Raw genomic sequence first — 11,027 nt, forward strand, 5'->3', positions numbered from 1 at the left:
ACCGCCGGACCGGGGGAGCCCACCTCCACGCCGACCGCCGGACCGGGCGCGCCCGGTCCGGCGGTCGGCGTGGAGGTGGGCTCCCCCGGTCCGGCGGTGGGGCCGGCCGTCGGCGTCGCGGTCGGCTCCGGGGTGCCCGTGGGCTCCGGAGTCGCGGTCGGCGTCGGGGTGGGGGTGACCGCCTCGGTGACGTCGACGCTCACGAGCGTCGCGAGTCCCGAGTCGGTGTAGGCGACACGGCCGAGGTAGCGGGCCGGGCCCGCCAGGTTCGACCAGGAGACCGCGTACGCGATCGGCTCGCCCTGCACGGCGTCGACCACGGCGGGGTCGGTGCTCAGCGAGCCGAGACCGTTCTCCGGAGTGATGACGAAGCTGCGGAAGTCGAACGTGACGGTCGAGGATCCCGGAGCGGTCGAGTAGACATCGGCCTGGACCGTGTACTCGCCCGGAGCGGGGTCGGCGATGTCGACGCGCTCGTCGGCCGAGCCGGTCGCTGAGGTGAAGACCTTGTCGGTGCTCTCGCTGGTGACGGTGAGGTCGAGGTCGGCCGCGTCGTCGAGCGAGTCGAGGTCGAAGCGGGCGAACTCGGCGCCCTCCGGCACCACGACGGTGGTCGTCAGCGACTTCCCCGTGGGGAGCGTCGCCGAGTGGCCGTCGGCGGCGGTGGCGTCCTCGGCGAGGACACCCTCGGCGAGACCGCTCGCGGTGAGCGGCAGCGCGCCGGTGATGCCGGGCGTGACCGTCACCGTGCCGGTGCCGGTCGAGCCGGTGCCGGAGACCTCGTAGGGCGCGTCCAGCAGGACGGGGCGCACCGCGATCGGGCTGCGGACGTCGTGCTCCGCGCTCGCCCAGGTCAGGTAGCCGGTGGCGAACTGGTTGAGCGCCGCCGAGCCGGTGGTGAAGGAGACCGTGTACTCCGCCGTCTGGCCCGCACCCGTGAAGGAGAGGGTCGAGGGCGAGACGACGGTGTCGATCCCGGCGAGGCCGTCGACCGAGGCGGTGTAGGTGCCCGCGCCGGTCGAGGTGACCGTGCGGGTCACAGTCTGCGTGCCCGCGAGGGCGCCGATCGCGATCGAGGCCTGGTTGAGGTCGGACGGGTCGATCGCGGCGATCGGGTCGATCACCGGGTTCGAGGTGAAGACGTAGCCCGCACCCTTGAGGAACGCGATCCAGTCCTCCGTGCCGCTCTGGTAGAGCAGTCCGGGATCGAGGAACGCGGCAGGGTCGACGTGTCCGGCGCCCTGGGCGAAGACGTCCTCGGACGCGGCGCCCGACTGGTCGACGCTGTCGTAGGCGGAGGTCATCATGGCCGACTTCACCGCGGACGGCGAGGCCTTCGGGGTCGCGCCGAGGATCAGCGCGCCGAGGCCCGCCACGTGCGGCGACGACATCGAGGTGCCGGACTCGAACGCGAAGGCGGGGTCGTCGCCCTCGGCGTTGAAGCTGTCGGCGAGGATCGCGACGCCGGGCGCCGTGAGGTCGGGCTTCAGCACGTCGGCGCCGTCCGCCTCAGCGGGTCCGCGCGACGAGAAGCCGGCGACCTGCGGGACGGGGATGGAGGCGCCGGACGAGTTGCCCTCGGAGAGGGTCACGGTCGCACCGGCGGTGCCGGCGTAGGTCGTGATCGCCTGGTAGGCCTGCGAGTCGATCTGGATGCTCGGGACCGAGTGGTCGTCGACGTGCAGGGCGTTCGGGGTCGGGTTGAGCAGCAGCATGCCGATGCCGCCGGCCCGCTCGACCTCGGCCGACTTGGAGACGCGCGCGGTGACGCCCGCGGTGCAGGCGACGATCGTGCCCTTCACCTTGTCGGGGTCGAGGGTGCCGGTCTCGCAGATGGCGGGGTTCTCGGCGCCCGAGCGGACGACGTCGGCGCTGTTCACCAGCGGTCCGGTGACGTCCTCGTGGACCGAGATGGATCCTCCGACGAACTTCTGGCCGTCGCCGAGAGCGGCGGTCGCGGTGTAGGTCGGGATGGAGGACGCGGCGACCGTGGTGTACCAGGGCGACGCGTGGTCGAGCGTGGAGGCGCCCGCACCCGAGTTGCCGGCCGAGGCCGCGACGAAGACGCCCGCGGCGGCGGCGTTGAGGAACGCCTCGTCGATCGCGGTCAGGGTCGAGGTGGCCGAGCCGCCGCCGATCGAGAAGTTGATGACGTCGACGCCGTCCTTGGTCGCGGCGTCGATGGCCGCGAGGATGCCCGCTCCGGAGCAGAAGTCGTCGTCGTCGGTGCCCTCGTCGGGTCCGTTCCAGCAGACCTTGTACGCGGCGACCTTGGCGGCCGGGGCGACTCCGGAGATCTTCCCGTAGTCGTAGCCGTCGACGCTCGCCTCGACGCCGTTGTTGCCGGCTGCCGTGCTCGCGGTGTGCGAGCCGTGTCCGTCGGCGTCGCGCGGGGAGCGGTACTCGGGGTTGTCCGTCGAGCCGACCTCCTCGTCCGCGAGGAACCAGCGTGCGCCGATGAGCTTCTGGTTGCACTCGTCGCCGTCCCACTGCTCGGAGGCGGGGAGCCCCGGCGAGCAGGAGCCGACGAAGGTGCCGCCGTCCGACTTCACGAAGGAGGTGGTGGTGCCGTCCGTGTAGGGGGCCGCTCCGGGCGAGGTCGCCAGGGGCGCGCCTGCGAAGGAGGGGTTCTCGGGCGCGATGCCGGAGTCGATGACGCCGACGACGACGCCCTCGCCCGCCTTGTCGATGCCGCCCAGCTTCTGCCAGACGCCGTTCTCGCCCTCGAGGCCGAGGAAGTCGGTGGAGCGCTGCTGTCCGGTGTCGGGCACCGGGGTGCCGGCGGCGGCCGCGGCGAGCGGCGAGGCCTGCGCGGCGCGGTCGACCTTCAGGTTCTCGACCTTGCGGACCTGGGCGACGTCGCGGCGGCTCGCGAGCTCGCCCGCCTGCTCGCCCGAGAGGGTCGCGGAGAAGCCGTTGAGGGCGACGGTGTAGTGGTAGCCGATGGCGGCGTCGACCGCGGAGGCGACGTCCTCCTGGCGCTGCTCGAGGTGGGCGGAGTAGTCCTCCACCGGAGCCGAGGCGGCCTGCAGCTGCGCACCGTCGACGGGCGCGGTGCGGGCGAAGCGGGCATCGCTGCCCTGGTAGGTGGCCGCGGAGGGCTCGACGAGGGTGACGACGTAGTCGCCGTCGTCGAAGCTCTGGCCGACGGAGAGCCCGCCGACGAGCGAGGCACTGCCGGCGAGAGGGGCGGCACTGGCGCCGGTGGTGGCGAAGGCCGCGGTCGCGGCGACTCCGAGGACGGCGAGGCCCGCGAGGATGCGCCTCTCAGCGCGGCGGACGGGTGGTCGGTGGGACAGGTGGATCGGCAATCGATGTCCTTACTCACATTCGCTGGGAACCGGATCGGTTTCCACACAGAAACGACCCTACGAAGTCGATTGCCCAGCTTTGTTACGAACAGGTAACGAAGTTGACGCTGAAGGGGGCCGATCCGTTGGCACTCCCCCTCCCCGAGTGCTAAATTACTCGCGTTGAGCCGGGTCGGCTCAACGCATGGAACTCTTCGTTGCACGACTGAATGGAGTGATCTCATGGCTGTCACCTACGACCCCGTCCGCGAGCTGGACCGCCTCGCCACCGCCCTCCTCGGCTCCGGTCAGGGGCCCCGCCGGATGCCGATCGACCTGTACCGGGACGGCGACCACTACGTCCTCACCGCCGACCTCCCCGGCATCGACCCGGGGTCCGTCGACGTCGACGTGGACGGGCAGCTCCTCACCATCCGTGCCCAGCGCACCGTCGCGAGCGGCGACGACGTCACCTGGATCACCCGGGAGCGCCAGTCGGCGACCTTCGTCCGCCAGCTGAGCCTCGGCCAGGGCGTCGACACCGAGCGCATCGCCGCGTCCTCCGACAACGGCGTGCTCTCGGTGACCATCCCGGTCAGCGAGAAGGCGCGTCCCCGCCGCATCGAGGTCGTCTCGACCGCCCGCCCCGAGCAGGTGCGGATCGGCGAGGCGGCCGCCGAATAGGACGACGAGCGAGGGCCCGTCCGCGATCGTGCGGGCGGGCCCTCCGCCTGTCCGCACGCCCTACGCTGGCCGGATGCGCGCCTCCTCCTCCGACACCGCTGTCGGCGTCCTGCTCCCCCGCGATCTCCCCGCCTCCGAGGTGCTCGGCTACGCCCGCCGCGCCGAGGAGCTCGGCTTCGACGAGCTCTGGGTGGTCGAGGACCTCGGCTTCCGCGGCGGCATCGCCCAGGCCGGCGCGGTGCTCGCCGCCACCGAGCGGATCGTCGTCGGCATCGGCATCCTGCCCGCCGCCGTCCGCACGGCGGCCTTCACCGCGATGGAGCTCGGCACTCTCGCCGAGCTGTTCCCCGGCCGCGTCCACGCCGGCATCGGGCACGGGATGCCGCACTGGATGCGCGGCCTCGGCGTCTGGCCGCGCAGCCCGCTCACCCTGCTCGAGGAGCAGTTCGACGCGATCCGCTCGCTGCTCTCCGGCGAGCGCACCGACCGCTCCGGCCGCTACGTGCACGTGGACGGCCTCGTCCTGGAGTCGCCGCCCGCCGTCGTGCCGCCGCTGCTGGCCGGCGTCCGCGGACCGAAGTCGCTGGCGCTCGCGGGCCGGATCGCCGACGGGGTCGTCCTGGCCGAGCCCGTCACTCCGGAGTACCTCGCGGCGGCCCGCGGCCACCTCGGCGGCACCGGACGGATTGTCGCCTACAACGTGGCCGCCGTGGACGACGACGCGGCCGCCGCGCGCGACGCGGTCCGGCCGGGACTCGAGTGGATCGGCGAGCCGGACTGGGCGCCGCACATCGCGCCGCTCCCCTTCGCCGATGACTTCGCCCGCCTGCGGGCCGAGAGCGCCGACCGCGCCGCCTTCGTCCGCGACCTGCCCGACGTCTGGGTCGACCAGCTGGCCGTCGTGGGCACTCCCGAAGACGCTCGTCGCCGCATCGGCCTGCTGCACGAGGCCGGTGCGTCGAGCGTCGTGCTGATGCCGTCGGGGCCCGATCCGCTCCACGCGATGGAGGAGCTCGCCCGGGCGCTCTGAGGCGCTCGGCCCGGGCGCGTCCCACCGGGCCCGGAGACGCCTCCGGCCCGCAGGATCCGAGGATCGTGCGGGCCGGACGCGTCTGCTGAAGCCGGAGATCAGGCCGACATGCGGGCCTTCAGGTTCTCATCGAGGGTCGCGAGGAACTCCTCGGTCGTCTGCCAGCCCTGCTCGGGGCCGACGAGCAGGGCGAGGTCCTTCGTCATCTTCCCGGACTCGACCGTCTTGATGACCACGTCCTCAAGCGTGAGCGAGAAGTCGATGAGCTCCTGGTTGCCGTCGAGCTTGCCGCGGTGCGCGAGGCCGCGCGTCCAGGCGTAGATCGAGGCGATCGGGTTCGTCGAGGTGGGCTTGCCGGCCTGGTGCTGGCGGTAGTGGCGCGTGACGGTGCCGTGCGCCGCCTCCGCCTCGACGACGCTGCCGTCGGGCGTGGAGAGCACGGAGGTCATCAGGCCCAGCGAGCCGAAGCCCTGCGCGACGGTGTCGGACTGGACGTCGCCGTCGTAGTTCTTGCAGGCCCAGACGTAGCCGCCCTCCCACTTCATGGCCGAGGCGACCATGTCGTCGATGAGGCGGTGCTCGTAGGTGAGGCCCGCGGCGTCGAAGCGCTCCTTGAACTCGGTCTCGAAGATCTCCTCGAAGATGTCCTTGAAGCGGCCGTCGTAGGCCTTGAGGATCGTGTTCTTGGTGGAGAGGTAGACCGGGTAGTTGCGCGAGAGGCCGTAGTTCAGCGACGAGCGGGCGAAGTCGCGGATCGACGCGTCCTGGTTGTACTGGACCTGCGCGATGCCGTCGTCCGGGGCCTTGTAGACCTCGAACCTCATCGGCTCGGAGCCGTCCTCGGGCGTGAACTCGACGGTCAGCGTGCCCTTGCCCTTGAAGACGAAGTCGGTGGCGCGGTACTGGTCGCCGAACGCGTGGCGGCCGATGATGATCGGCTTGTTCCAGCCGGGGACCAGGCGCGGGATGTTCGAGATGATGATGGGCTCGCGGAAGATCACGCCGCCGAGGATGTTGCGGATCGTGCCGTTGGGCGACTTCCACATCTTCTTGAGGCCGAACTCCTCGACGCGGGCCTCGTCGGGGGTGATGGTCGCGCACTTCACGCCGACGCCGTGCTTCTGGATGGCGTGCGCTGCGTCGATCGTGACCTGGTCGTCCGTCTCGTCGCGGTACTCGATGCCGAGGTCGTAGTACTCGAGGTTCACGTCGAGGTACGGGTGGATGAGGGTGTCCTTGATCTTCTGCCAGATGATGCGCGTCATCTCGTCGCCGTCGAGCTCGACGACCGTTCCCTCAACCTTGATCTTGGACATTGCTCTCCCATGGTGTCGATGACCCCGCACCTGTGCGGGACGGGCGGCTCTGCACCGCTCCGGATGGCCTCCGCCAGCCTACCCGAGGCCCGAACTGTCTCGATGTCGAGACAGTTCTCGATCGTCCGCGCCGGGGCCGGCGCACGTCGCCCGACAGGAGGATGCCCGCCGTCCTGCGCCGCCGGTACAGTGACGGCATGAGTGACCTCCGCCTGGAAGAGCTGTCCGCCTCGAACATCTCCGCCGTGAACGGCCTGAGCCTCAAACCCGGCCAGGAGCAGTTCATCGCGCCGGTCTCCTACTCCGCCGCCGCCGCGGTGATCGACCCGGGCGCCTCCTGGCAGCGGGCCGTGATGGACGGCGACGAGCTGGTCGGCTTCATCCACGCGCACTTCGACCCGGAGGCGGCGGAGGAGTTCCGCAGCTGCATCTGGCGCATCAACATCGACGCGGCGAAGCAGGGCCGCGGCGTGGGCACCTTCGCCGTCCGCGCCACCGCCGACGAGGCGCGCGCCCGCGGCTTCGACACCCTCACGGTGATCTGGGAGTCCGGCGAGGACGGCCCGGAGCAGTTCTTCCGCTGGATCGGCTTCGAGGTCGTCGGCGAGACGCAGTACGGCGAGAACATCGGGGCGCTGACGCTCTGAGCGCGGCGCCGGAGGCAGCGGAGCCGGCCGACTTCGTCTCCGCCGTCCTCGAGGTGGTCGCCTCGATCCCGCCCGGCCGCGTGATGGCCTACGGCGAGATCGCCGCGGTCCTCGGCACGCGTGCGGCACGCGCGGTCGGCACGGTGATGGCCCGCTACGGCTCCGACACCGCCTGGTGGCGCGTCGTCCGCGCGGGAGGAGCGCCCCCGGTCGGCCACGAGGAGCGCGCCCGCCGGGAGTACGAGCGCGAGGGCACGCCCCTCGTCGTCACGCCGGGCGGCTGGCGCGTCGACGTGCGCAGCGCCCGCTGGCGCCCCTGAGCCGGGAGCGGCTCCGGGACGTGAGTCGCGAGCAGCAGCCGATCAGACGAGCGAGTCCCGCCAGGCCGCGTGCAGGGTGGCGAAGCGGCCCTCGCCGGCGATGAGCGCCTCCGGGGTGCCGTCCTCGACGATGCGGCCGTGCTCCATCACCAGCACCCGGTCGGCGATCGCGACCGTCGAGAGGCGGTGCGCGATGATGACCGCCGTGCGGTCCGCCAGGAGCGTCTGCAGGCCCTGCTGCACCAGGCGCTCGCTCGGGATGTCGAGGGAGGAGGTCGCCTCGTCCAGGATCAGCACCGCCGGGTCGGCCAGGAACGCGCGGGCGAACGAGATCAGCTGGCGCTGACCGGCCGAGACGCGGCCGCCGCGCTTGTTCACATCGGTGTCGTAGCCGTCCGGCAGCGCCTGGATGAACTCGTGCGCGCCGACCGCCTGCGCGGCCCGGACGATCTCGTCGTAGGACGCGGTCGGCCGCCCGATCGCGATGTTGTCGGCGACGGATCCGGAGAAGAGGTACGCCTCCTGGGTGACCATCACGATCGCGCGCCGCAGGTCCTTCGGGTGCAGCTGCCGCAGGTCCACGCCGTCGAGGGTCACCACGCCGTCGCTCGGGTCGTAGAAGCGCGAGATCAGCTTGGCGAGCGTCGTCTTGCCGGCGCCCGTGGACCCGACGAGGGCGATGGTCTGCCCGGCGGGGATGTCGAGGTCGAAGCGCGGCAGCACCTCGCGGTCGGCGGTGTAGGCGAAGCGGACGCCCTCGAAGCCGAGGCGGCCCCGCGCCTGCCGCAGGTCGACCGGGCGGGCCGGATCCGGGATGCTCGGCTCCTCGGCCAGCACGCCCGATATCTTCTCGAGCGCGGCGGCCGCCGACTGGTAGGAGTTGTAGAACATCGCCATCTCCTGCACCGGGTCGAAGAAGCGCCGGGTGTAGAGCAGGACCGCCAGCAGCGCGCCGATCTCGAGCCCGCCGTCGAGCACGCGGACGCCGCCGATGAACAGCACCACGGCGACGGTGACGTTGCCGATCAGCACGAGCCCGGGGTCGAAGGTGCCGAACACCCCGAAGACGCGCTTGTAGGCGAGCCGGTACTGCTCGACGACCCCGCCGAACACGGACTCGTTGCGCTTCTGCGTGCGGAAGGTCTGCACGGCGCGGATGCCGGTCATCGACTCCACGAACTGCACGATGAGCCGCGACGAGGCGACTCGGGTGCCGCGGAACAGCGCCTGCGACCGCTTCTGGAACCAGCGGGTGAGCAGCGCGAGCGGCACCAGGGCGCAGGCGAGCACGATGCCGCTCACGCCGTCCAGGGAGACGAGGGCGATCGCGACGAAGCCCATGTAGAGCGCACCCTGCACCAGCTGGTTGATGCCGGAGTCGAGCAGCTCGCGGATGGAGTCGAGGTCGCTGGTCTGGCGCGAGATGATCCGGCCGGAGGTGTAGTTCTCGTGGAACTCCAGGCTCAGCTTCTGGGTGTGCAGGAAGACCCGCTTGCGCAGGTCGATCAGGATCGCCTGGCTCACCCGCGCGGAGAGCACGGTGTACCAGGCGACCAGGAGCGCGCCGACGAGTCCGGTGAGGATGTAGGCGCCGACCGTGACCGCCAGCGGGACCGCGTTCCCCGCGAGGACCGCGGGCAGGCCGTTGTCGATGCCCGCCGCGATCAGCGCCGGTCCCGCGACCTGGGCAGCGGTCGCGACGACGACCACGACCGCGGTGAGCACCAGCCGCAGCCGGAGCGGCCGCAGCAGGGAGCCGAGCAGCCGCAGCGAGCGCCGGCGCAGAGCCGCCGACTCCGCTCTGCTGAGGTCGTCGCGCTCCTCGGAGGAACCGAGCGTGCTCATGATCGCGTCTCCTGGTGGGTCGTCGTGGGGCGGGAGCCGATGCGCTGGGTCCCGGCGGGCCGGGTCAGCTCGTCCTCCTCGAGGCTCGAGATGACGAAGCGGTAGTGCGGGCTGCTCGCGAGCAGCTCGCTGTGGGTGCCGACCGCGGTGATGCGGCCCTCCTCCATCAGTGCCACGCGATCGGCGAGCGCCACCGTCGAGGGGCGGTGGGCGACGATGATCGCCGTGGTGTCGCCGAGCACGCGGCGCAGCCCCGCCTCGACGCGCGCCTCCGTGTCGACGTCGAGCGCCGAGAGCGGGTCGTCGAGGACGAGCACCGCCGGACGCGCGGCCACCGCGCGGGCGAGGGCCAGGCGCTGGCGCTGGCCGCCGGAGAGGCTCATCCCCTCCTCGCCCACCTTCGTGTCCAGGCCCTCGGGGAGGCGGTGGACGAAGTCGGCCTGCGCGATCTCGAGGGCCTCGAGCAGCTCCTCCTCGGTCCCGTCGGGTCGGCCGAGGAGGACGTTCTCGCGCACGCTGGTGGAGAAGAGCGTCGCGTCCTCGAACGCCATGCCGACGTGCGTGCGCAGCTCGTCGCGGCGGAGCCGGCGGATGTCGACGCCGTCGAGCTCGATGGCGCCGCCGGTCACGTCGTAGAGGCGCGGGAGCAGCGCGGTGAGCGTCGTCTTCCCGGACCCGGTGATGCCGACCAGTGCCATCGTCTCGCCCGGCTCGACCTCGAGGTCGACGCCGTCGAGGAGGTCGCGGTAGCGCTCGGGGGCGTCCTGGTAGCGGAAGTGGACGTCGCGGAAGCGGACCCGACCGCGCGGCTCGAGGATCGTCTCGGGGTCCTCCGGGTCGGTGATGGTGTTCCGGCTGTCCATCACCTCGAAGTAGCGGTCGACCGCCGTGCGGGTGTCGAAGGTCATCGAGAGGAGGAAGCCGATCGACTCCACCGGCCAGCGCAGCACGGTCGCGGTGGCGAAGAAGGCGAACAGCTCGCCGACGCTCAGCTGGCCGGCCGCGGCGAGCCAGACCCCGCCGAGCAGGCAGAGCGCGAACGCGATGTCCGGCACCAGCAGCAGGACGAACCAGATCCCGGCGATGGCGCGGGCCTTGTCGATCTCGGTGCCGCGGAGCTTCTCGGCCTGGCCGGCGAAGTTCTCCAGCGCGTGCTGGTGGCGGCCGAAGGCCTTGAGGACGCGGATGCCGTGCACCGACTGCTCGACGGTCGTGGCGAGGTCGCCCGCCTGGTCCTGGCTGCGGCGCGCGATGCTCGAGTAGCGCTTCTCGAACGCGAACCCGTAGATCCAGACCGGGATCGAGCACACGACGAAGAGCACGCCGAGGATCGGGTTCCAGTAGACGAGGACGCCGAAGCCGACGACGATCGTCAGCGCGTTGACCACGAGCAGGACGAAGCCGAAGGCTATCCAGCGGCGGATGAGGCTGAGGTCGCTCATCGCCCGCGACAGGAGCTGCCCGCTCTGCCAGCGGTCGTGGAACGAGACGGGGAGGTCCTGCAGGCGGCTGTAGAGGGCCGAGCGCATGCGCGCCTCGATCCGCGTGCTGGGGGTGAGGACCATCCGGCGGCGCAGCGCGATGGCACCGGCCTCGACGACGCCGAGCACGAGGATGACGGCGACCGGGCCGATCAGCGGCCCGAGGTCGCCGGAGTCGGCGGAGGCCGCCCCGTCCCCCAATGGCCCGTCGACGAGCTGCTGCAGGACGATCGGGATGACCAGCGACACCAGACTCGCCACGAGCGCGACCGCGATGCCGCCGACCAGCCGGGGCAGGGAGTCGCCGACGAAGGGGACGACACCCTCCTGATGGCCGCCTCCGCTCCCCGGAGCGCCGAGCTGCTGCGGAGTCTGGGCTACCGCGTCCTGTCCGTGGACATCTCGGAGTTCGAG

Annotated in this window: 8 protein-coding genes; 4 read left to right on the forward strand and 4 right to left on the reverse strand. The window is 71.7% G+C overall.

Annotation, left to right across the window (positions count from 1 at the left end; translation table 11 throughout):
• Positions 1-3,311: S8 family serine peptidase (locus C5D04_RS16635; RefSeq protein ID WP_104326449.1), on the reverse strand; the 3,311-nt coding region annotated here is incomplete at its 3' end.
• Between the two features lie 222 nt (positions 3,312-3,533).
• On the opposite strand from C5D04_RS16635, the gene C5D04_RS16640 reads away from it, so the two are divergent.
• Together C5D04_RS16640 and C5D04_RS16645 are read left to right on the forward strand one after the other, a co-directional pair.
• Positions 3,534-3,974, forward strand: a complete 441-nt coding sequence (locus C5D04_RS16640; RefSeq protein ID WP_104348056.1) for an Hsp20/alpha crystallin family protein — start codon at positions 3,534-3,536, stop codon at positions 3,972-3,974.
• A 73-nt stretch (positions 3,975-4,047) separates the two neighbouring features.
• A complete protein-coding gene (locus tag C5D04_RS16645) occupies positions 4,048-5,004 on the forward strand; it encodes an LLM class flavin-dependent oxidoreductase (protein ID WP_104348057.1) in 957 nt (318 codons plus the stop codon).
• 98 nt (positions 5,005-5,102) lie between these two features.
• On the opposite strand, the gene C5D04_RS16650 is transcribed toward C5D04_RS16645, so the two are convergent.
• Positions 5,103-6,320, reverse strand: a complete 1,218-nt coding sequence (locus C5D04_RS16650) for an NADP-dependent isocitrate dehydrogenase (protein WP_104224939.1) — start codon at positions 6,318-6,320, stop codon at positions 5,103-5,105.
• Positions 6,321-6,517: 197 nt separating this feature from the next.
• On the opposite strand from C5D04_RS16650, the gene C5D04_RS16655 reads away from it, so the two are divergent.
• Both C5D04_RS16655 and C5D04_RS16660 read left to right on the forward strand, forming a co-directional pair.
• Positions 6,518-6,967 carry a GNAT family N-acetyltransferase gene (locus C5D04_RS16655; RefSeq protein WP_104224946.1) on the forward strand — a complete coding sequence of 150 codons (450 nt, stop codon included), beginning with the start codon at positions 6,518-6,520 and terminating at the stop codon, positions 6,965-6,967.
• Positions 6,964-7,287 (forward strand): MGMT family protein, encoded by a 324-nt coding sequence (locus C5D04_RS16660; RefSeq protein ID WP_104238475.1) that lies wholly within the window; start codon positions 6,964-6,966, stop codon positions 7,285-7,287. Before C5D04_RS16655 ends, C5D04_RS16660 begins: the two co-directional genes overlap by 4 nt.
• Before the next feature lie 42 nt (positions 7,288-7,329).
• Here C5D04_RS16660 and C5D04_RS16665 read toward each other — a convergent pair whose 3' ends face one another.
• Both C5D04_RS16665 and C5D04_RS16670 read right to left on the reverse strand, forming a co-directional pair.
• Positions 7,330-9,132: an ABC transporter ATP-binding protein gene (locus tag C5D04_RS16665; protein WP_104292983.1), complete on the reverse strand. Its 1,803-nt coding sequence runs from the start codon at positions 9,130-9,132 to the stop codon at positions 7,330-7,332.
• On the reverse strand, positions 9,129-10,910 hold the full coding sequence (locus C5D04_RS16670; protein ID WP_104348058.1) for an ABC transporter ATP-binding protein: 1,782 nt from the start codon (positions 10,908-10,910) through the stop codon (positions 9,129-9,131). The genes C5D04_RS16665 and C5D04_RS16670 overlap by 4 nt, the downstream gene beginning before the upstream one ends.
• Positions 10,911-11,027 lie beyond the last annotated feature (117 nt).

Source organism: Rathayibacter sp. AY1D2 (genome assembly GCF_002932695.1).
In the GTDB taxonomy this organism is placed as follows: domain Bacteria; phylum Actinomycetota; class Actinomycetes; order Actinomycetales; family Microbacteriaceae; genus Rathayibacter.

Excerpts from the sequence above, each read along its gene's own strand:
- C5D04_RS16640 (WP_104348056.1), top strand. The coding sequence starts at position 3,534 with ATGGCTGTCACCTACGACCCCGTCCGCGAGCTGGACCGCCTCGCCACC.
- C5D04_RS16650 (WP_104224939.1), bottom strand. The coding sequence starts at position 6,320 with ATGTCCAAGATCAAGGTTGAGGGAACGGTCGTCGAGCTCGACGGCGAC.
- C5D04_RS16655 (WP_104224946.1), top strand. The coding sequence starts at position 6,518 with ATGAGTGACCTCCGCCTGGAAGAGCTGTCCGCCTCGAACATCTCCGCC.
- C5D04_RS16665 (WP_104292983.1), bottom strand. The coding sequence starts at position 9,132 with ATGAGCACGCTCGGTTCCTCCGAGGAGCGCGACGACCTCAGCAGAGCG.
- C5D04_RS16645 (WP_104348057.1), top strand. The coding sequence starts at position 4,048 with ATGCGCGCCTCCTCCTCCGACACCGCTGTCGGCGTCCTGCTCCCCCGC.